General features: G+C 43.2%; 17 protein-coding genes and 1 pseudogene. All 18 read right to left on the minus strand.

Annotated elements, in window-relative coordinates; translation table 11 throughout:
• The 18 genes and pseudogenes from carB to ABFX15_RS05090 all read right to left on the minus strand — a co-directional run bounded on the left by carB (position 1) and on the right by ABFX15_RS05090 (position 20,926).
• Positions 1 to 3,186 carry a carbamoyl-phosphate synthase large subunit gene (carB, locus tag ABFX15_RS05005; RefSeq protein ID WP_346024387.1) on the minus strand — a complete coding sequence of 1,062 codons (3,186 nt, stop codon included), beginning with the start codon at positions 3,184 to 3,186 and terminating at the stop codon, positions 1 to 3.
• Positions 3,179 to 4,270, minus strand: a complete 1,092-nt coding sequence (locus ABFX15_RS05010) for a carbamoyl phosphate synthase small subunit (RefSeq protein WP_346024388.1) — start codon at positions 4,268 to 4,270, stop codon at positions 3,179 to 3,181. The genes carB and ABFX15_RS05010 overlap by 8 nt, the downstream gene beginning before the upstream one ends.
• On the minus strand, positions 4,267 to 5,547 hold the full coding sequence (locus tag ABFX15_RS05015; protein ID WP_346024389.1) for a dihydroorotase: 1,281 nt from the start codon (positions 5,545 to 5,547) through the stop codon (positions 4,267 to 4,269). The genes ABFX15_RS05010 and ABFX15_RS05015 overlap by 4 nt, the downstream gene beginning before the upstream one ends.
• Before the next feature lie 19 nt (positions 5,548 to 5,566).
• Positions 5,567 to 6,481, minus strand: coding sequence for an aspartate carbamoyltransferase catalytic subunit (locus tag ABFX15_RS05020; protein WP_346024390.1), 915 nt, complete (start codon positions 6,479 to 6,481; stop codon positions 5,567 to 5,569).
• Positions 6,482 to 6,729: 248 nt separating this feature from the next.
• Positions 6,730 to 7,272 (minus strand): bifunctional pyr operon transcriptional regulator/uracil phosphoribosyltransferase PyrR, encoded by a 543-nt coding sequence (gene pyrR / locus ABFX15_RS05025; RefSeq protein ID WP_346024391.1) that lies wholly within the window; start codon positions 7,270 to 7,272, stop codon positions 6,730 to 6,732.
• Between the two features lie 341 nt (positions 7,273 to 7,613).
• Positions 7,614 to 9,599 carry an excinuclease ABC subunit UvrB gene (gene uvrB, locus ABFX15_RS05030; RefSeq protein ID WP_346024392.1) on the minus strand — a complete coding sequence of 662 codons (1,986 nt, stop codon included), beginning with the start codon at positions 9,597 to 9,599 and terminating at the stop codon, positions 7,614 to 7,616.
• Positions 9,600 to 9,694: 95 nt separating this feature from the next.
• Positions 9,695 to 9,946 carry a 30S ribosomal protein S20 gene (gene rpsT, locus ABFX15_RS05035; protein WP_346024393.1) on the minus strand — a complete coding sequence of 84 codons (252 nt, stop codon included), beginning with the start codon at positions 9,944 to 9,946 and terminating at the stop codon, positions 9,695 to 9,697.
• A 153-nt stretch (positions 9,947 to 10,099) separates the two neighbouring features.
• Positions 10,100 to 11,137, minus strand: coding sequence for a DNA polymerase III subunit delta (holA, locus tag ABFX15_RS05040; RefSeq protein ID WP_346024394.1), 1,038 nt, complete (start codon positions 11,135 to 11,137; stop codon positions 10,100 to 10,102).
• The gene (locus tag ABFX15_RS05045; protein WP_346024395.1) at positions 11,121 to 13,499 is read right to left on the minus strand and encodes a DNA internalization-related competence protein ComEC/Rec2; all 2,379 of its coding nucleotides are present in this window, start codon (positions 13,497 to 13,499) and stop codon (positions 11,121 to 11,123) included. The genes holA and ABFX15_RS05045 overlap by 17 nt, the downstream gene beginning before the upstream one ends.
• A gap of 13 nt (positions 13,500 to 13,512) precedes the next feature.
• Positions 13,513 to 13,989 (minus strand): ComE operon protein 2, encoded by a 477-nt coding sequence (locus ABFX15_RS05050; RefSeq protein ID WP_346024396.1) that lies wholly within the window; start codon positions 13,987 to 13,989, stop codon positions 13,513 to 13,515.
• Positions 13,990 to 14,082: 93 nt separating this feature from the next.
• Positions 14,083 to 14,751 carry a helix-hairpin-helix domain-containing protein gene (locus ABFX15_RS05055; protein ID WP_346024397.1) on the minus strand — a complete coding sequence of 223 codons (669 nt, stop codon included), beginning with the start codon at positions 14,749 to 14,751 and terminating at the stop codon, positions 14,083 to 14,085.
• 472 nt (positions 14,752 to 15,223) lie between these two features.
• Positions 15,224 to 16,261 carry a SepM family pheromone-processing serine protease gene (locus ABFX15_RS05060; protein WP_346024398.1) on the minus strand — a complete coding sequence of 346 codons (1,038 nt, stop codon included), beginning with the start codon at positions 16,259 to 16,261 and terminating at the stop codon, positions 15,224 to 15,226.
• Complete coding sequence (coaD, locus tag ABFX15_RS05065; RefSeq protein ID WP_346024399.1) at positions 16,262 to 16,759, minus strand: pantetheine-phosphate adenylyltransferase; 498 nt, start codon at positions 16,757 to 16,759, stop codon at positions 16,262 to 16,264.
• Positions 16,760 to 17,317, minus strand: coding sequence for a 16S rRNA (guanine(966)-N(2))-methyltransferase RsmD (gene rsmD / locus ABFX15_RS05070; RefSeq protein WP_346024400.1), 558 nt, complete (start codon positions 17,315 to 17,317; stop codon positions 16,760 to 16,762).
• 24 nt (positions 17,318 to 17,341) lie between these two features.
• Positions 17,342 to 17,662, minus strand: coding sequence for a YlbG family protein (locus ABFX15_RS05075; protein WP_346024401.1), 321 nt, complete (start codon positions 17,660 to 17,662; stop codon positions 17,342 to 17,344).
• A gap of 69 nt (positions 17,663 to 17,731) precedes the next feature.
• Positions 17,732 to 18,006, minus strand: a pseudogene (locus ABFX15_RS05080) (DUF1507 family protein).
• A gap of 121 nt (positions 18,007 to 18,127) precedes the next feature.
• Positions 18,128 to 19,960 (minus strand): translational GTPase TypA, encoded by a 1,833-nt coding sequence (typA, locus tag ABFX15_RS05085; protein ID WP_346024402.1) that lies wholly within the window; start codon positions 19,958 to 19,960, stop codon positions 18,128 to 18,130.
• A 186-nt stretch (positions 19,961 to 20,146) separates the two neighbouring features.
• Positions 20,147 to 20,926, minus strand: coding sequence for an inositol monophosphatase family protein (locus ABFX15_RS05090; protein ID WP_346024403.1), 780 nt, complete (start codon positions 20,924 to 20,926; stop codon positions 20,147 to 20,149).
• Between the last annotated feature and the right edge of the window lie 166 nt (positions 20,927 to 21,092).

Raw genomic sequence — 21,092 nt, forward strand, 5'->3', positions numbered from 1 at the left:
TTAAAGTGCTGTAGTTGTGAATGTACGCGATTCAAGAACACTGATGATGGCTGAAACAGTATCAAGTGATGTCATCAGTGGAATCCCTTTTTCAATTGAGTTTTTTCTGATTGACAGACCGTCTTGTACAGCATCGATGTTTTTGCCCATAGTATTAACCACCAGATTGACTTGTCCACTCATAATCAGATCAAGAATATCATATGACTGGTATTCAGGATTACCAGTTTTTTCAATATGCTCAGCCGGTATTCCTCTTTGCGCGAAAGCATGGGCCGTCCCTTGCGTAGCGGTAATGGAATAGCCGATGCTGACCAGTCTGGCCGCTAAATCAGCAGCTTCACTTTTATCTTCATCAGATACAGTGAATAGGACGGTTCCGTGTTCCGGAAGTCTCATATCACTTGCCTCAAAGGCTTTGTACAATGCTTTCTCCAATGTGCTGTCGCTCCCCATGACTTCTCCAGTCGATTTCATTTCTGGTCCCAGCCTGGCATCCACTTTGTTCAGTTTAGAAAAACTGAACACTGGTGCTTTTACATGGACCATCGAAGAAAGTGTATGGAGACCCGGTGTATAGCCCTGATCTAGAATGGATTGACCTAGTATCGCTTTTGTTGCAACTTGAGCCATTGCAATGCCGGTAACCTTGCTTAGAAACGGTAAAGTACGGCTGGCTCTCGGGTTAACTTCTATAACGTATACCGTATCTTCGTGAATAACAAATTGAATATTCATGAGACCCACACAGTTCAGACCCAGACTCAATCTCTCGGTGTACTCGATAATCGTATCGATCACGTTCTGAGAAAGGCGCTGTGGTGGATAAACAGCCATGGAATCTCCAGAGTGGACGCCCGAGCGTTCTACATGCTCCATGATTCCTGGAATCAGGACCTGTTCTCCATCACAGATGGCATCCACTTCTACTTCTTCTCCTATCAGGTAGCGGTCGATAAGTACGGGATGTTCTGAAGATATACGTACAGCATCATTCATGTATTTTGACAGATCAGCAGCATTATCTACAATCTGCATTCCTCTGCCTCCAAGTACATAACTCGGACGGACAAGAACCGGATAGCCTATAGAAGAGGCTATAGTCAGCGCTTGTTCTTCCGTAACAGCGGTTCCTCCCTCAGGCTGAAGAATACTCAGACTCTTCAGGGCTTTCTCAAATTCATCTCTGTTCTCTGCTCGATCCAGATCTTCAACAGTAGTCCCAAGAATTTTAACCCCACGTTTTTGTAAAGGTTCAGCCAGATTGATAGCCGTCTGTCCACCAAACTGAACAATCACTCCTACTGGATTTTCCAGCTGGATAACATTCATGACATCTTCAACTGTCAGAGGTTCAAAGTACAGCTTATCCGAAATGGAAAAGTCTGTAGACACAGTTTCCGGATTGTTGTTCATTATGATCGCCTCATACCCAGCTTCCTGAATGGCTTTAACTGAATGGACGGTCGCATAATCGAATTCAACCCCCTGCCCTATGCGGATCGGACCGGAACCCAAGACAAGCACTGACTGTTTATCTGTAACCAGGCTCTCCTGCTCCTCTTCATAAGTACTGTAGAAATAGGGCGTGGATGATTCGAATTCAGCAGCACACGTATCGACCGTCTTGTACACTGGCAGAAGCTCGTGCATGACTCTGAACTGCCTGATTTCATCTTCGGTCGCATTCCATAATTCAGCTATTTTCCAGTCAGAAAAGCCATAGGATTTAGCATAGGCAAGCAGATCAAGATCCCACTGACCTTCCGTCAGCCGCTGTTCAATTTCGACGATATGAAGCAGTTTGTCGAGGAAGAATAAGTCGATTTTTGTCAGTGACGCGAGTTCTTCCACTAGATACCCTCTTCTAATTGCTTCAACAAGATAAAACAGACGGTCATCCTGAGCTTTTACTGTCTTGTTGATCAGCTGGTCATCGTCAAGATGATCCAGCTCAGCCAGCTGTATATGGCTGACCCCTATTTCAAGTGACCGGACAGCCTTCAATAAACTTTCTTCAATAGTCCGACCGATCGACATAACTTCACCTGTCGCTTTCATTTGAGTAGTCAATGTGCGGTCCCCTGTTTCAAATTTATCGAAAGGCCATCTCGGGATCTTAGCAACTACATAATCCAGAGCTGGTTCGAATTGGGCATATGTCGTTTCAGTGACAGGGTTTTTCATTTCATCTAAAGTCAATCCTACAGCGATTTTAGCTGCAAGTTTAGCAATAGGATAACCTGTAGCTTTACTGGCCAGAGCAGAGGATCGGCTTACTCTTGGATTGACTTCAATTACGAAGTAATCAAAACTGTTCGGGTCAAGAGCCAGCTGGACGTTACATCCCCCTTCAATACCCAATGCTCTAATGATTTTAAGGGAGGCATCTCTCAGCAGCTGATATTCCTTGTCCGTCAGGGTCTGACTAGGCGCAATCACGATCGAATCTCCCGTATGAATACCGACGGGATCGATATTTTCCATATTACACACGACCATCGCATTGTCATCAGAATCTCTCATGACCTCGTATTCAATCTCTTTATATCCGGCAATACTGCGCTCGATCAGACACTGGTTCACTGGAGACAGTTTCAGTCCATTTCCAACAATCTCGCGCAGTTCCTTTTCATTGTCACACAGTCCGCCTCCAGTTCCACCCATGGTAAATGCCGGTCTGACAATAACAGGATAACCGATTGAGTCTGCGAAATCCAATGCTTCCTGGGTGGTATGAACAATGTCGCTGTCCGGTACAGGTTCATTCAACTCTCTCATCAGTTCTCTGAACTGATCGCGGTCTTCTGCTTTATTAATAGCTGATAGACGAGTACCCAGCAGCTCGATTCCCAGCTCATCAAGTATGCCTGTCTCATTGAGCGCAATCGCCATATTCAGTCCCATCTGTCCACCCAAGGTCGGAAGCAGTGCATCCGGTCGCTCTTTTCTCAGTATTCTTGAAATAAATTCGACAGTCAGAGGTTCGATATACACTCTATCTGCTATCTCCTTATCCGTCATGATCGTAGCCGGGTTAGAGTTGATAAGGACCACTTCATAGCCTTCTTCTCTCAGAGCAAGACACGCCTGAGTCCCGGCATAGTCAAATTCTGCAGCCTGTCCGATGATGATCGGTCCAGAGCCAATCACTACAATCGTCTTGATATCTGTTCGCTTAGGCATTCGTTTCTTCCACCTTCCATGCATCCATTTCTTCAATAAACTGGTCGAACAGGTCTGCGGCATCATGAGGACCAGGTGCAGCATCCGGATGATACTGTACGCTGAACACCGGATACCGGCAATGTCTCAAGCCTTCAACTGTTCCATCATTGATTTCAATGTGTGTGATTCTCAGTTCATTATTATCGACTGATTCTTCAGATACCGCATATCCGTGGTTCTGAGACGTAAAATCGATTCGACCAGTCGCGATCTCACGTACTGGGTGATTAAATCCTCTATGACCAAAAGTCATTTTAAACGTATCTGCACCATTCGCCAGAGCAATCAGCTGATGACCAAGACAAATCCCGAAAATTGGTACATGTTTCTGTAGTTCTCTGATCATGTCATGAGCATACGGCAGATCTTTAGGATCGCCTGGTCCGTTCGTCAGCATCACCCCGTCAGGTTTCAGATTAAGTATGGTTTCTGCTTTTGTATCATGCGGCAGAACCGTTACATGACATTCTCTTTTATTCAATTCATGTAGGATACTATGCTTCAGACCAAAATCGATGACAATCACGCGACGTCCATTTTGAGGACTGACATAAGGGCGTTCAGTAGACACTTGAGCAACCTGATCAGTCGGAAGAGTAACGGATTTAAGCCGATCGATCAATGCATCAGTCTCTTCTGTAAAATCCGTTAAAATGGCTTTCATAGCACCGTGTTCACGAATCACTCGCGTTAGTCGCCTCGTATCGACACCAGTAAGCCCCGGAATATCTTTTTCTGTTAAAAATTCATCCAGATTCATTCTGCTTCGCCAGTTTGATGGTCGTCTCGCAAATTCCTTGACGATCACAGCTTTTGTCGTTGGGAAAATGGATTCGTAGTCATCCCTGTTGATGCCTGCATTTCCTACTAAAGGATAAGTAAAAGTCAGCAGCTGACCATTGTATGACTGATCAGTGATCGATTCCTGATAACCGGTCATTCCTGTGTTGAACACGACTTCTCCGATCGTTTCTTTGTCAGCACCAAATCCGAATCCTTTAAAAACATTTCCGTCTTCCAGTACGAGCATTCTTTTTTTCATATGTTCTCCCCCTCATATACGACTTGACCATCAACCATTGTAAATACTGTCAGTCCATTGACTTTCCAGCCTATGAATGGGGTATTTGACGATTTTGAGAGGAAATCCTCACGCGAGATACGTTCTTCCCCACCCAGATCAAAGCAGGCCAGATCTGCTGGTGCCCCAACTTCGATTCTTCCAGTTTCCATTTGAAATATATCTGCAGGGATGGTGGTCAACTTACTAATCAGCTGATCTAAGCTGAGCTTCCCTTCTTTAACAAGATAAGTGTATAACAGAGCAAAAGCTGTTTCGCTTCCCACAATGCCAAAAGGAGACCCGATCATTGATCCGCTTTTCTCTTCATCGCTATGAGGAGCGTGATCTGTGGCGATCATGTCGATCGTCCCATCAATCAGCCCTTCGATCAGAGCCTCTCTGTCCGCTCTGCTGCGCAAAGGGGGATTCATTTTATACTGACTTGTATCAGAAGGGATATCCTCATCACATAAAAGTAAATGGTGTGGAGTGACCTCTGCCGTCACGTTGATTCCAGAACGTTTTGCATCTCGAATAACACGCACGCTTTCTTTTGCTGACACATGACAGACATGGTAATGAGCTCCAGTGGCTTCAGCCAGCAGGACATCTCTTGCAATCTGCGTTGACTCAGTCAGCTGTAGCATGCCGGGAAGGTTCAGTTCCTTATTTCTTTTCCCTTCATGCATCACACCATTAAACAGGAGGCTGTCATCTTCGGTATGAGCCACTAGTGCTGCACCATTTTCTGCGGCTTCAAGCATTGCTTTATACATTGTTCCAGCTGTCTGAACTCCGACACCGTCATTTGTAAAAGCAAAGGCTCCTTCTTCTAACATAGCCTTCTGATCAGTCAGTTCATTGCTTGTAAGTTCCCTTGTGATCGGAGCGTAATGCTTCACTTTGACCTGCGCACTCTCATCTATTCTCTCTATGATTTTCTTGAATCGTTCAGGCGTATCCGGAACTGGGCTGAGATTCGGCATAGCACAGATAGTTGTAAATCCGCCTCGAGCTGCTGCCTTTGATCCACTCTCGATCGTTTCTTTGTACTCATAGCCTGGTTCTCTAAGATGGACATGTACATCAATCAGTCCAGGTGAAACCAGTTTTCCTTTAGCATGCAGTATACGTCCAGCTTCATCATCAAGATTCATACCAATTTTCTGAATGATTCCCTTGTCAGTGTATATATCTACTTGACGAGTCTGTCCTGTTCCATCAATTATTTCTGCATTCTTTATTAAAATCGACACACGTGTCATCCCCTGTTTTTTAGTTTAAAATCGAATCTATGATTGCCATACGTGCAAATACTCCATTTTCCATCTGTCTGACTATTCTTGATCGGTCACATTCTACCAGCTCATCAGTAATTTCGATGCCTCGGTTAACCGGTGCCGGGTGCATGATGATGGCTTTTCTGTGCATTCTATATTCTCTTTCTTTGGTCAGCCCATACTGAGCCAAATAGGATACATCCAGCTCGTGACTTGCCTGCTGTATATGTCTTTCACGCTGAACCCGAAGCAGCATTACAACATCGACTTGATCTACCAGTTCATCAATAGATCTGTACTCGCCATATGTCTGACATTCAGTTCCAACAAACTCTTCCGGACCGGAAAAAAAGAGTTCGGCTCCAAGTTTCTTCAGGATCTGCATATTGCTTCTGGCTACTCTTGAGTGAAGGATATCCCCGGCTATGGCGACCTTCACACCTTTAAATGTTCCAAATTCTTCATAAATCGTCATAAGATCAAGTAAAGACTGACTAGGGTGCTGTCCGGCACCATCTCCTCCATTGACGATTGAGCATGTAATGGACTCGCTATCGATCAGCTGGTTATAGTAAGCAACATCACTGTGTCTGATAACCATCAGATCGATTCCCAGTGACTGTAAGGTAAGTACCGTGTCATAGAGACTTTCACCTTTTCTGACACTACTCATGGAGGGCTGAAAATCCAGCACATCCATTCCTAATTTTTTTTCAGCCATCTCAAAGCTTTTGTGTGTGCGCGTACTTTCTTCAAAAAAGCAGTTCACGGCATACATTCCCTTGTACTTGGGAACAGATAAGTTATGCTTGTAGGCAAGTGCCTTCTTTATTAGAGACATGATGTCATTTTCGTTATAATTATTCAATGAAACAAAGTGTCTGGCCTGTCTTCTTTCTGACGTATCCATTTCTTCCTCCTTTGTATTTACGGACATTCAGTGGCTCTTTGGATATTAAAAGACCCGGTGTATCCAGGGACACCGGGTCTTCTCGGAAATAACTATGAAACAATAACAGCTGCAAGTCAGGCTTACGATCCATTTAGCTATTCTAGCTGAATGAACTCACGGAGCGCCCAAGCATCCTCTGTACTCATAGTCTATCCTGTGACCTTCTGTGCCTCACGGGGCTTCAGTTAAAGCTCACATCACTTTGTTCATGACGGTTTTATTATATCTACGTGTTCTTTTCCATCTGCTTCATTCAAATAAACCTGAACGGACTCTTCACGGGAAGTTGGAAGATTCTTTCCGACAAAATCTGCCCTTATGGGAAGCTCCCTATTGCCTCTGTCTACCAGTACAGCTAGATATATTTTTTCAGGTCTTCCTCTATCGATTATAGCATCAAGGGCTGCTCGTATAGTTCTGCCTGTATACAGTACATCATCAATAATCACTACTTTTTTACCGGCTACATCCTGAACATGTCCGGCTGATACCTGTGCTGTAGAAGCATCATCTTCTCTGTCATCGCGATACAATGATGTGTCCAGCTCTATTACTTCGACCAATTCGCCTTCCAGTTCAAGAATACGATCTGCAATTCTCTGGGCTAAAATGATTCCTCTAGTCCGAATACCGGCAAGCACCAGTTTCTCGATCCCTTTATTTTTTTCGATAATCTCATAAGTAATACGTGTCAGTGCCCGTTTGATTGCCGCTTCGTTGACAACTTCTACTACTGTTTTATTTTCCATGACCTGCCTCCTGTAGACAGCTGAAAAGCATATTTCTATGTCCAGCTTTTTTATTAAATATCTGCCGATAAAGCATGTCACTTACTTCGTTTGAAGTATACAAAAAAGCACTCCTATCCATCTAAGATAAGAGTGCTTCCCATTGACTGTTTTGTTGGGCATAATCCGGCAGTTCTTGCATGTTCAGTCTACCTGACTATCATCTCCATACATACTCTCTGGTACATCATGAAGATACGCGTCTCCTTCTTAGCCTCTCTGGACTATCTTTAAAGGACAGTTATTTAATTTAAATTAACTCTAAAGGTTTACTGTAAAAAAGTCAACCGGATATTTGTAGATTATGAATATTTCGTCTTTAATTCCATGACAACATCCCGCAGCTGTGCGGCTTTCTCGAAGTCCAGTTCTTTCGCTGCTTCTTTCATTTCCAGCTCCATTGTTTCGATCAGCTGTCGTCTCTCTTCTCTGGACAGCTGCTTGACGACTTCTTCTGACAAGTCTTTTTCTTCATCATCAACAACGGTAGAGATTCTGATAAGATCTCTTACTTCTTTCTTGATCGTCTTCGGCGTGATGCCATGTTCCTTATTATACTCTTCCTGAATCTGGCGACGACGATCGGTTTCCTCCATTGCCTGCTTCATTGAGTCCGTTATCCGGTCTGCGTACATGATCACTCGGCCATTTTCATTTCGGGCAGCTCGTCCGATAGTCTGAATCAGTGAACGGGCACTTCTCAGGAATCCTTCCTTATCTGCATCCAGAATAGCAACCATAGAGACTTCGGGAACGTCCAGTCCTTCTCTGAGCAGGTTGATTCCGATCAGAACGTCAAACTTCCCGACACGAAGGTCCCGGATGATCTGTGTCCGTTCCAGCGTCTTGACGTCACTATGCAGGTATTCGACTTTTATCCCTACCTCTTTAAGGTAGTCGGTCAAGTCCTCGGACATTTTCTTGGTCAATGTCGTAATGAAGACTCTTTCGTCTTTCTCGACTCGATCATTGATTTCTTCGATCAGGTCATCAATCTGTCCTTTGATCGGACGGACTTCAACGATTGGATCAAGCAGGCCTGTTGGTCTGATGATCTGCTCGACGATCTGACTGGATCGGTTCATTTCATAATCAGCCGGCGTAGCTGAAATATAATTGATCTGAGGCACGCGTTCTTCAAACTCTTCCAGGCGCAGCGGGCGGTTATCCAGTGCGCTCGGCAGGCGGAAACCATGATCGATCAGCTGCTGTTTTCTGGCTCTGTCCCCATTGTACATCCCTCTGATCTGAGGCATAGTGATATGGGATTCATCAATAATGAAAAGAGAGTCTTCAGGGAAGAAGTCCAGCAGTGTATAGGGTGCTTGACCAGGCTTCCGGCCATCCATGTGTCTGGAATAGTTCTCTATGCCTGAACAGTAGCCCATTTCCATCAGCATTTCAATATCATAATTCGTCCGCTGTTCCAGTCGCTGTGCTTCGAGCAGCTTATTATCTCTGTTCAATTCTTCCAGACGGTCCTTCAGTTCTGCCTGAATGGATTCGATAGCCGACCTAGTCTGTTCATCATTTGAAACGAAGTGAGTGGCAGGGAAGATCGGTACGTGAGACAGATCCGCTTTGACTTCACCTGTCAGAACATCAACTTCTCTAATCCTGTCTATCTCATCACCGAACATCTCAATACGAATGGCTTCACTTTCTCTGGAGGCAAGGAAAACTTCAATGATATCCCCGCGAACACGAAAGCGTCCACGCTGAAAATCAATGTCGTTTCGTTCAAACTGCATATCGACTAGGCGTCTGAGCAGCGTTTCCCTGCTGATTTCCATTCCTGAACGCAGAGAAAGGACGTGTTCCGCGTAATCTTTCGGATTGACCAGTCCATAAATACAGGATACAGAAGCAACTACAATCACATCTCTTCGCTCAAGCAAAGCACTTGTCGCAGAGTGTCGCAACTTATCTATTTCATCATTAATGCTGGCATCCTTTTCGATGAAGGTGTCGGAAGACGGCACATATGCTTCAGGCTGATAGTAGTCGTAATAACTGACGAAGTATTCGACAGCATTGTCCGGAAAGAATTCCTTAAACTCCGTATAAAGTTGACCGGCCAATGTCTTGTTATGTGCCATGACGAGTGTTGGCTTGTTCACTTCCTGAATTACGTTAGACATGGTAAATGTCTTCCCAGTCCCTGTTGCTCCAAGTAAAACTTGCTCTTTCTGGTTCTCCTTGATTCCCTTGACCAATTTCTTTATTGCTTCAGGCTGGTCTCCCCCTGGCTGGTATACTGATTTCAGTTTAAATGCTTGTTCGACCATAAAAATTCCCCTCTCTAGCAGTCATTCAAGCTTAGTTTATCATAAAAAAAGTATTCTCAAAGACTTTGCGTCTCAAGAGAATACTTTTCAGTCAATTATGCTAATTTTTTGCTTAAACGGGACTTGTCTCTAGCAGCTTTGTTCGGATGAACAAGACCTTTTGCAGCAGCTTTATCGATCGCTTTAACAGCTTTTCTGTAAAGCTCCTGAGCGTTGTCTGCATTGCTGTCTGCCGCAGCAACAAAGTTTTTCTTAGCTGTTCTCATTGAAGTAACCTGACTCATGTTATTCAGTCTCTTCTTAACGTCTTGTCTCTGTCTTTTTTCAGTTTGAATCATGTTTGGCATGGGTAAAACACTCCTTATATCGTCTCAATTAAATTGGTCTACAGATTATTGCTCACATCCTGCAATAAATGACAACCTTAACAGTTGATTTATTCAACATTCCCCATTTTACAATATCTGCAAGCTTTTTTCAATGATTTTTTCATTCATTGCTTATAACTTCTCCTGCAGTTTGGAGAATTTCCATATAAACAGCTCGATTTGCAGCTCAGGATCAACCTTTCCAGTCTTTATTTCATGGTCTGCAGTTATAAGCATGTGATGCGCTTGAGACAGTACAGACTGAGGAAACTTCTGCTGTTTCTGTACAGCCAGTTTTATACGATAAGGGTGCACTTTCAGTATCGTTGCGATATCAGACTGCTGATATCCCTTGTTCTTAAGTATCTTCACCTGCAGGAGCAGTCTGAACTGACTGATCATCAAAGCTAAAATCTTTACAGGGTCTTCTTTCTGAGTCAGCAGATCCTGATAAAGCTGGATCGATCCACCGACATCTTTTTTAAGTACGCGTTCGTTCAGCTCAAAGATATTCTGTTCCAGTGACTTGGATACCAGCTGATGAATCGCATCGATCGATACTGCCGTTTCTCCTGAGTGGTATAAGGCCAGCTTTTCCGCTTCTCTGATCGTTCGAGTCAGATTATGATCGGTCAGATTAACTAAAAGATCTACTCCTTCTCTGGAAATCGACAATCCTTTCTGACTGAAAAAAGACAGCGCATATTCTTTTACATCCGTCTGCTTATCCGGATTGGCTTCAATTACTTCAGCCTTCTTCAATACAAGTTTGGTTATTTTCTTCCGCTTATCCAGCTTATCATAAGGTGATAGAAAAACCAGAACTGAAAACTCAGAAGGATCATTGATATACCTTTCCAGCTGCTCAATTTCATGAGTAAAGGAATGTGTCACCTTTTTTCCTGTAAAGATATAGCTGTCATGTACAATGATCAGCTTATTACCCCCGAAAAAAGGATAACTTTCAGCTTCATGAATGACATCCTGTATCGGGGTGTCGGACAGATCGAAATGGTAGATGTTCATCGGGTCTTCATTGTCTTCTTCCATTCTCTCATTGAAGGCTTTTACAGCGTTATCCAGGAGAAGTTCTTCTGTTCCCCAGATCAGATAACAGCTGTTGAGCTTATCATTGGAAATGGATTTCAGTTGCTTAAAAGCTGTTTTCATCATTTGACTCCTTACTATCGTTATCAGTCATTACGTTAAATGCCCCTTTTTTCTGAAGGTAATTGTCCAGATACTTGAGGTCCGAATAGGTATAGCGTATGCCCCCATTCTCGTCGGTTCGAAACAGAGAGACCGGATACCCGCTCAGCTGATCGATTTTTTCCCGATAAGGATGACCGAATCGGTTGTTCTCCCCAACAGATATCAGAGCATAGTCAGGGTCGATCTGTTTTAAAAATGCTTCGTGTGTAGACGTCCTACTACCATGGTGAGCAACTTTCAGTACATCGGCATTCAGTTCAGGGAAGTGCTTCATTATATTCTTTTCTCTTACTTCCTCTATGTCTCCCGTAAACAGCCAGTCCAGTCTTCCATATCTGCCCAGCAGAACGATAGACTGGTTGTTTTCATTCGTCTGGTCTGTCCAGTTGTCATGAATGACATGAAGCTGATCTGTCAGCTTCACAGGTTCATCGGGTTTTATAATTCGAACGTTCAAGGCACCTTCCTTTATCTGGGAAAGAGACTGTCGAAAGGCTGAGTGGTTTTTTGTAAAGTCATTCATCACCAACGTCTTCACAGGAAAGGAATGGATAAGTTCGCTCATGGCACCATAATGGTCCCAATGCGGATGGGTAATCACCAGCTGATCGAGTGTTCTGATTCCCAGACTTTTCATCACAGGAATCAGTACCTCTTCTCCCAGCGTATAGTCATTGCTTCTGATCTGCCACTCTTCCTTTTCATTCCATACCTGTAAGCCTCCAGTGTCGATCAGAACAGATCCTCTCCCGAATGGTTCTTTAATCAGAACTGCATCGCCCTGACCCACATCGATCATCATAACCTGGCCGATCGGTGAATAGGTATTCACATTTATAAGCAGCAGGAGCAAAGCTGCAACCGGTATGGTAGAAATTAACTTTTTACTCTTTTCCACTTGAAGCAGTCCTAAAATACAGAAGACGATCCATAGTACAATCATGGTACCACTGAACCTTCCTGTGACGACCATCAGTGACATCGCCTGATCAATGATCAGACTCGCCTTTTCCATAATGACAATCACCCACCTGACCAGTTCATCCAGAATAAGCCCGAATTGAGTAAGTGCAAGAAGCGGTGAGGTAACGAAAAGAATGAGAAGCGCTGGCATAAGAAGATAGGTGACATACGGTACGAACAGACTGTTTAAAAAGAGCACGCCCCAGGACAGCTCGTAGAAATGAAAGCTGAGAACTGGTACGGAAAAAGCGAATAGTGCACAGTTGACGAGAACTATCTGCTTTATTCCCGACAGCTCCCTGAAAAAGGCCTGATCAGAAAGAAACAGAAGGATGAAGCTCATAAGAAAGCTCAGCTGAAAGCCCACTGAAAAGATGATCACTGGCCGTACAAACACGGCAAGACAGAATGTGAGTCCCCAACAGTCAAGCGATGTCAGGTGCCAGTCGAGAGTATCGGAAAGGTATCGGATCCATGCCTGCATGGCCGCCCGGTATATGCTTATGCCAAAACCCGCTAATATGTAGAACACCGGCAGGATGAAAAGAAAGACCAGTCTCTTCGACTCTCTGGTCACAGTCATACCAGTCATAATTCGGTCCATCATACCAATCAGCAGTGAGACATGTAGTCCCGAAATACTAAGAAGATGAATGATTCCTAACTTCTTGAAGGTCTCGGTCACTTCCGCTCCCAGTTCCCGCCTGTCTGCAAATATCAATGCTTTGATATAGCGTCCGGTAGTCGGCTGAAAGATCCGGTCACAATAATTCAGCAGGTCTTGTCTAAGCGAATCTGTTTTGTAGGCCCGTTCTAAAAAGGATGGCGCAAGGTCAATGTCTTCTATCTCATTCGTATACAGAACATAGGTTATATTCTTTCGATTCAGATAGGTCCGATAATCAAACTGATTGAAGTTGGTTGCCTGACCTGGCTGGTTTAACTCGCCTTCAATCAACAAGTGAGATGGAATAAGTGCTCTGCGTTCTTCTTTTTCCTGTTCGCTGGATAATCGGTGTACCACCATGACTTCATGACTGACCTTTTCGTTCATTGCCAATCCTTGAAAACGAAGACGATCACCATCTACGGTCCAACTTGTCTGCTTAACTTCAACAAGATAGGAGTCTTCTGGAATAGAGTCCGACGGATCAAATTGGTCGTCAGCTGCGTGCATACGGATAGTGACGACAGCTAGACTGAAAATAATCAGTCCTGTCAGACGACGGTCCGCAGACCTTACTGTTTTAATCATGGCGCTGATGAGTATGAGAAGAAGCACAGTATACCCGGTCAGGATATACGATACCAGTAAACCTATCAGAATAGAAAAGATAATCAGTCTTCCTCTGATCACTAGTCAGGAATTATTAAACAGGATTAGTGTAAACTTGCTCGATTGTTTTGAAGAAATCCGTCGGTACAGATATTTTTTCCGTCAGGACACCGGCTTTTTCAAGCAATTCAACGGCATACTGATGGTTTCGATAATCATTCAGATAATATATTTTTTGAATCCCGCTCTGTATAAGCTGTTTTGTACATTGCAGACAAGGAAAATGAGTGACGTAGAGATCGGCTCCTTCAGTTTTCACACCGAACTTGGCACATTGAAGCAGCGCATTAGCTTCTGCATGGACTGTTCGCACACAATGTCCGTCGACGACAAAACAGCCTTCATCGATGCAATGAACATCACCGCTTACCGATCCATTGTAGCCCCCGGAAATCACTCGTTTGTCTCTGACGATCGTGGCACCCACTGCAAGTCTCGAGCAGGTGCTTCTCATGGATAGAAGCATGCTCTGAGACATAAAGTACTGGTCCCATGGTATTCTCTCATTCATCTTGTCACTCCTTGTCAAATGTGTTCAATATGTTCAGTGTCTAACCTATTTATACAGTATACAAGAGCGGAACTTGTGAAGCAATATTCTCTGTCAGTGTACGATAATCTGATCCTGGATTTTTTCAAACGTCTTTTCTCCTATTCCCGATACATTTACGATGTCTTCTGGTTTTTCAAATGGACCTTGTTCTTCCCTATAAATAACAATAGCTTCTGCTTTCTGCGGTCCTATGCCATTTAAATCCAACAGCTCTCCTACTCCCGCAGTGTTGATGTTTATTTTACCTTTATCTGTCTCTTCTCCGGACGGGCTGATCTCAAAGAGTGGGAGATCAGCCGCTTCTCCTTCATATGGAATGTAAATGACCATTTCATCATATAGGAGCTGGGCGAAATTGACTGCTTTCACCTCCGCCTGCTCCACTGTTCCTCCAGAAACTTGGACAGCATCCACTACACGCTGTCCAGACTGCATTTCGTAGACACCGGGTTTGTTGACCGCCCCTTTCACGTCTACAAATACAGTCGATACTTGACCCTTGTCGGTATTGGGTGAGGCTGCATCCACAATATTGTCTCCGCCTTCGTCTTTAGGAAGCTCATCTGCTGACAACAAGCTATCCAGCGTCTGCTCCTCACTCGCCGGCAGCTGCTCGTACGGAGCTTGCTTTATTATAAGCAGTCTGTAGCCTACTAAAGCAATAGCTGCCGCAGCCACTGCAGTAATGATAAATGGTTTTAATTTTTCAAACGTACCCACTTCACTCTCCCTTCTGGTCATACTATACATATTTACCATTTAAGCTAAAACTCACTAAATTAATGTCGTTTTTTTGTAATGGATTGAGTGAAGCAATAAGTTTTCAGGCATAGGGAGTTGTTGCTAAGACAACTCTTGCGACAGACTCGAGCTTTTAGTTGCAACGAGTTGGTTCTAAGAAACGTCTTAAAACCAGTTCAGACCAGACATAACGGATGAATTGAGTGAGTCTTAAAATGAATCAAGCAGCTATTCGATCATCAAAAGATATCTTCTGCTGAGATTACCATCCTCTAGATGAGATTCTTCAATTATAGAATCTCTTTATCACCGTTTTGTCTGATGTATTTATTCGCAGATTATCTAAAATACATCTAAAAGAAAGCCGTTCTAAGAATACAAAAACCGCAAATCTCGGGAGGACACCCAGATTTGCGGTTTTCTATAATTTAAAGCGCTGTTCAGCTGTACCTTAATCACCAACCAGCTGATCCAAATAGCTGATGGCATCGCTGATATGTTGTACAGGAACGATTTCCATCTCTGTATCAATTGCTTCAGCTGTTTCCAAGGCAAGATAATAATTCGACACGTAATCCGGTATAAGAGCAATCGTCTCCTCATCTACGTGATCGTCCGGTACAAAGAAGATATCTGCCCCTTCTCTGTCAGCAGCTACGACTTTTTTATCGACGCCACCAATACGACCAACTTCCCCGAACTCATTGATGGTTCCAGTTCCAGCTACCTGCAGGTTATTTAAGGGGAAATCTGTAATCTGTGTATAGACTTCCAAGGCAAACATCAATCCTGCTGAGGGGCCACCTATATTTCCAGAGTTGATGGCTACTGTCGGATCAGTTTCTACTTGTGTCCTGGTCACAAGAGTAATTCCAATACCTGGCTGACCCGTACTTTCAAGCACGACAAGATCACCAGCGACTGTCAGTTCTTCGCCATCTCTTTCAATGAGAAGGGAGACCGTATCTCCTGCATCCTTCCCACTTACGCTATCAACGAATTGCTGAGTGTTTTCAAAGCGCTCACCGTTCAGTTCCAGAATACTGTCTCCTGGAAAGAGCTCGTCTTCAAACTGAGACTCGTCTGATATACTCATTACATATACGCCTCGGTAGTCGATGTCATAAGGCAAGCCTGCTTCCTCGAATGCAGCGACTTTCGCCATATCGATCGAATTGCTCATGAAATACCTCTGCATAGTCCGGTATTCTTCATAATCATCTATCTGACCAAGTAACTGACTCTCCCAGACACCGGAGTGAAAAGGGAGGAACTGGAAAAAGCTGGTGAAAGGCGTTGCCTGAAACATTTCGACTGTCGTCAGCATATACCTTCCATCGACAGGTTCCACTACACCTTCGACTTCAATCAGCGGATTTATTTCAACGGCACTACCCGGTCTTTCAATATAATAAGGAATCGGCACAAAGAAAAAGAAGTAGAAAACAGTGGCATAGATTATACCTTTAATAATTTTTCTTTTTTTCACTTAAGAGGACCGCCTTTTAATTACTGCATCTACAAGTGCCCCAGCTACATTAGAAGGAACGAGTGAATCGATTTTCCCATTGTAATAGGCAATTTCCTTGACCATAGTCGAACTGATCGACCGATACTGTTCATCGGATATCAGAAAGACTGTCTCGATATTATTATTCTGTATCTTATTCAAGGTCGCGATATCTACCTCATATTCCATATCTTTAATTGACCGGATACCTCTGATCAATATGGAAATATCCAGTTCTTCTGCAAGAGAAACGGTCAGACCGTCGTGAGCCATTACACTCACCTGTCTGACTCCGTTATTCTCAAGAGCGGTTCGGATCATGTCAACACGCTGATCGACTGAGAACCAGTATTTTTTCGCTGTACTGGCACTGACGACTACGACAACTTCATCAAACAGTCGTGACGCACGTTCAAGAATATTGACATGTCCACTTGTCACAGGGTCAAAACTGCCGACGTACATTGCTTTTTTCACTTATTCTTCCACCCATTCAAATATAGTCAGTTTAGTGGTACCATATGTCTTTTCTTTATATACTGCCAGCCTGTGACTGGTAGGAGTGATCAGGACGTGTTTATCCGTTTCACATACAATCAGTGCGTCCGGTTTGAGAAGCTCATACGATACCAGAAGTCCGATAACCTCTTCTATCTGCTGCTTCGCATAAGGAGGATCCAGAAACACTAAGTCAAATGTTTCTTCTGCTGTTTTAAAACTAGCAAGCGCCTGCCTGTCTTTCTTTTTCCATACTGTAAATTTATCTTCTTCCCTGGTCATTTTTACGTTCTCATTGATCACAGATACAGCTGACTGATTGATATCCACCAGATAGGCTTTATCCATACCCCTTGAGACCGCTTCTATTCCAAGAGAGCCGCTTCCGGAATAAAGATCAAGTGCAGTTCCTCCACTGAAATAAGGACCTATCATATGAAAGAGAGATTCCTTGATTTTATCCGTCGTTGGTCTGGTGTTCGATCCTTTTAAGCTTTTTAAGGGTCTCCCACCATACTCACCGGAGATTACACGCATATATTTCCATCCTTTATCTTATAATTAAATGACTCGTCTGGGTGTTTCCAGTTCAGATTTTTCAAGTTCAGTTTTTTTCTTTGTCATCTCCGTCACTTTGTCGAGAACACCGTCAAATGTCTTCGGCAGCTCGCACTGGTAGGCATTTTCCACTTTTCTGACGAAATGCTGTTTGCTGATGGTTCTACTCAGATCTTCACGTTCGTCCTTGTTCACATACAGAACTGCGTAATTAATATTTTTAGATACATAGTGCACTAGCCCATAACGTTTTAGTTTATTTACATATTTTGTAGTATAAAGCCATACGATAAGCCCGGCTCTTCCATTTTTTTGTTCGCTCATTAAATTCACCTTCAAGAGTTTTTTTCATTATATCAAAAAAACCCTCTTTGTGAGAGGGTTTTTTAAGTTTCAGTCATTTTGGTTAGAGTTAAAAGCCTCTGAGTAAACATCATTTAAATGTTTCTCAAGGGTCCCGAGCATCAGATGCCCTTCTTCTTCATCAATCATACCCATAGCGATAGCAAATTCTACTTTCTTCGAAATCCGAACATTTGAGTATCTATGACTTCTTCAAAAGCAGGACACGATACACAAAGATGCTGCTGATTTTCAATCAGTGATGATATCTTTTTCGCATCTTCGTTAAGAACATCTTTAGCTAGAGCAGTTTGCAGCTGATCCATAGGCATTTCCTTTCCTTATCATCCATAAGTAGTCTATAACTTACATTAGTATAGCATACTGCTCAGGAATGTGAAAGGCTGTATGACACGGAGTTCAGCACTAGACTATCATACGAACTGATTAGCTGTTAGATTTCTTGGCTGCTTTTTCACGTTCATTCTTGTTCAGTATTTTCTTTCTCAGTCTGATTGATTCAGGCGTTACTTCACAATACTCATCATCAGCCAGGAATTCAAGTGATTCTTCAAGGGTCATGATTCTTGGACGTTTGATAACGTTAGTCTGGTCTTTATTTGCTGAACGGATATTTGTTTTCTGTTTTTCCTTCGTCAGGTTAACAGCCAGATCATTGTCGCGGTTATGCTGACCAACGATCATCCCTTCGTAAATCTCAGTACCCGGCTCTACGAAGATTACTCCTCGATCTTCCAGGTTCATAATTCCGTATGTTGTAGCGACACCATTCTCCATCGACACAAGTGCACCATTTCTACGTTCACCTGTTTTCCCGCTTAGCATTGGTAGATACTGGTCAAATGTATGGTTCAGTATTCCGTAACCGCGTGTCATAGATAGGAATTCATTTGTGAATCCAATCAGTCCACGAGCAGGAGCAAGGAAAATTAAACGTACTTGTCCATTTCCAGTATGAATCATATCCTGCATTTCTGCTTTTCTAGTTCCCAGGTTTTCAATGACACTACCCATGTATTCTTCTGGAGTATCGATTTGAACTCTTTCGAACGGTTCAAATTTCTTGCCGTCAAATTCTCTTATGATAACCACTGGTCTGGAAACTTGCAGTTCATAGCCTTCCCTTCTCATGTTTTCTATAAGAATGGACAGGTGCAGTTCTCCTCTTCCTGAAACGATCCATTCATCAGGAGAGTCTGTCTGTTCTACTTTTAATGATACGTCCGTTTGTAACTGAAGCATCAAGCGCTCTTCAATTTTACGGGAAGTCACAAATTTACCTTCTCTACCAGCAAATGGAGAGTTGTTTACGATGAAAGTCATCTGCAATGTTGGTTCATCAATTCTTAGAATCGGTAACGGGTCCACATGGTCAACAGGTGTTACTGTTTCTCCAACGAAGATATCTTCAAAGCCTGAAACAGCAATCAGATCGCCCGCTTTAGCTGATTCAATTTCAACACGCTGTAAACCGAGGTATCCAAACAACTTGGTTACGCGGAAATTCTTAGTTGTGCCGTCAAGCTTACTTAATGTAACGTTGTCTCCAACTTTAATGGTTCCACGGAAAACTCGCCCAATTCCAATACGGCCGACATAATCGTTATAATCAAGAAGGGAGACCTGGAACTGCAGCGGATCTTCGCTGTTATCTACTGGAGATGGAACTTCTTTAAGAATACTTTCAAAGACTGGTTCCATCGTTTTTTCTTGAGTGCTCAAGTCTGCAGAATAGCTGCTTGTTCCGTTGATTGCAGAGGCATAGATAACAGGGAACTCCAGCTGCTCTTCGTCAGCATCCAGTTCGATCAGCAAATCTAATACTTCGTCAACCACTTCGGCTGGTCTAGCTGTATCTTTATCAATTTTGTTTACGACAACTAGTGGACGAAGTTTCATTTCCAAAGCTTTCTTTAAAACAAAACGTGTCTGAGGCATCGTTCCTTCATAAGCATCCACGACAAGAATAACACCGTCAACCATTTTCATGATTCGTTCCACTTCTCCACCGAAATCGGCGTGTCCTGGGGTATCCAAAATATTGATACGGTGATCTTTGTATTTAACTGCTGTGTTTTTCGCAAGAATCGTAATACCACGTTCTCTTTCGATATCGTTGGAATCCATAGCTCTTTCCCCTAGTTCGCTGTGCGCGTCCAGAGTGTCCGACTGTTTCAGCAGTTCGTCAACCAAGGTAGTTTTTCCGTGGTCAACGTGGGCAATAATTGCAATATTTCTTATATCATCTCGTCTATTCATAAATTTCCTCCAGTTTGTGGTTCTAAATCAATAATTGGCTTATAGTGTTTTCATAACACTTTCATATACTTTCACAAAAAAAACACTTACTCCTGAATACCTAACTCAAGAATAAATGTTTCCCATATATCCTGTATTGTTGCAGAGAATATTATATCAGTAATTAGAAGACATGTACAACGTTTTTTAAGCGTTAAGCATCTTAATAATGTCTTTGTGTGCATTTTTTGTCGAAAAGACAATGTCATTGTTAATCAGGAGATCGATCGGTTCATCAGTAAACGTCACTGCAGACATCCCCAGCTCTTCCATAAATACAAGTCCAGGAGCGACATCCCAAGGTTTGAGATTAGAAGCCACATAAGCCACTACACTCCCCTTAGCTACCTCTACACTCTCAAGTCCAGCAGATCCTAGCATACGTACTCCCATGCTCGTATTTCCAATCTCACGTATAATTGTTTTATCTTCTCTCATCATCAGTGCAGAACTGGCTGCAATCAGTCCCTCTCTGAGTGAAAGGTTCGCAGGTTCAGCTAACCTTTGACCGTTGCAACTAACCCCTTCCCCTTTAGTTGCGCTGTACAATTTGTCACGGGTAATGTCATATACGTAAGCAGCCTGGCCTACTCCCTCTTCATAAACTGCAATCATAACGGCGTAGTTTTCCTGCTGCTTGACAAAGTTCAGCGTTCCGTCAATTGGGTCAATAAACCAGATAGTTCCATTCATACTCGAAACTCCGTCCCCAAAGCCTTCTTCACCTACAACTTTATCTTCAGGAAAATGCCTGCGGATCTTCTCTACCAGCTGCTCTTCTATCGAGCGGTCCATTTTTGTTACCAGATCATTATCTGCTGTTTTCTGCTCAACGTCTAAATCACTATTTTTCTGTTCTAAAATATATAATTTGATTTCTTTCAACCATTGTAGAATCAATGCGTGTCTATTCTCTGATTGGGTCATCATCTTCTCCTCTTCTGTGTCGATTGAATAGGTCTATTGTAATAAAAGTGAAGATAAAATGCAAAATCTTCGGTGACTATGACTATGTACAATCGAGTAGGGGGTAAATAATTAATTTATTTACCGTCCTCTCACACCACCGTACGTACGGTTCCGTATACGGCGG

The organism is Alkalibacterium indicireducens (assembly GCF_039522005.1).
Taxonomy (GTDB): Bacteria; Bacillota; Bacilli; order Lactobacillales; family Carnobacteriaceae_A; genus Alkalibacterium; species Alkalibacterium indicireducens.

What these genes read in the sequence shown, in the direction of transcription:
- carB (WP_346024387.1), bottom strand. Translation starts at nt 3,186, where the DNA reads ATGCCTAAGCGAACAGATATCAAGACGATTGTAGTGATTGGCTCTGGA.
- ABFX15_RS05010 (WP_346024388.1), bottom strand. Translation starts at nt 4,270, where the DNA reads ATGAAAAAAAGAATGCTCGTACTGGAAGACGGAAATGTTTTTAAAGGA.
- ABFX15_RS05020 (WP_346024390.1), bottom strand. Translation starts at nt 6,481, where the DNA reads ATGGATACGTCAGAAAGAAGACAGGCCAGACACTTTGTTTCATTGAAT.
- pyrR (WP_346024391.1), bottom strand. Translation starts at nt 7,272, where the DNA reads ATGGAAAATAAAACAGTAGTAGAAGTTGTCAACGAAGCGGCAATCAAA.
- uvrB (WP_346024392.1), bottom strand. Translation starts at nt 9,599, where the DNA reads ATGGTCGAACAAGCATTTAAACTGAAATCAGTATACCAGCCAGGGGGA.
- rpsT (WP_346024393.1), bottom strand. Translation starts at nt 9,946, where the DNA reads ATGCCAAACATGATTCAAACTGAAAAAAGACAGAGACAAGACGTTAAG.
- holA (WP_346024394.1), bottom strand. Translation starts at nt 11,137, where the DNA reads ATGAAAACAGCTTTTAAGCAACTGAAATCCATTTCCAATGATAAGCTC.
- ABFX15_RS05050 (WP_346024396.1), bottom strand. Translation starts at nt 13,989, where the DNA reads ATGAATGAGAGAATACCATGGGACCAGTACTTTATGTCTCAGAGCATG.
- rsmD (WP_346024400.1), bottom strand. Translation starts at nt 17,317, where the DNA reads ATGCGTGTAATCTCCGGTGAGTATGGTGGGAGACCCTTAAAAAGCTTA.
- ABFX15_RS05075 (WP_346024401.1), bottom strand. Translation starts at nt 17,662, where the DNA reads ATGAGCGAACAAAAAAATGGAAGAGCCGGGCTTATCGTATGGCTTTAT.
- typA (WP_346024402.1), bottom strand. Translation starts at nt 19,960, where the DNA reads ATGAATAGACGAGATGATATAAGAAATATTGCAATTATTGCCCACGTT.
- ABFX15_RS05090 (WP_346024403.1), bottom strand. Translation starts at nt 20,926, where the DNA reads ATGACCCAATCAGAGAATAGACACGCATTGATTCTACAATGGTTGAAA.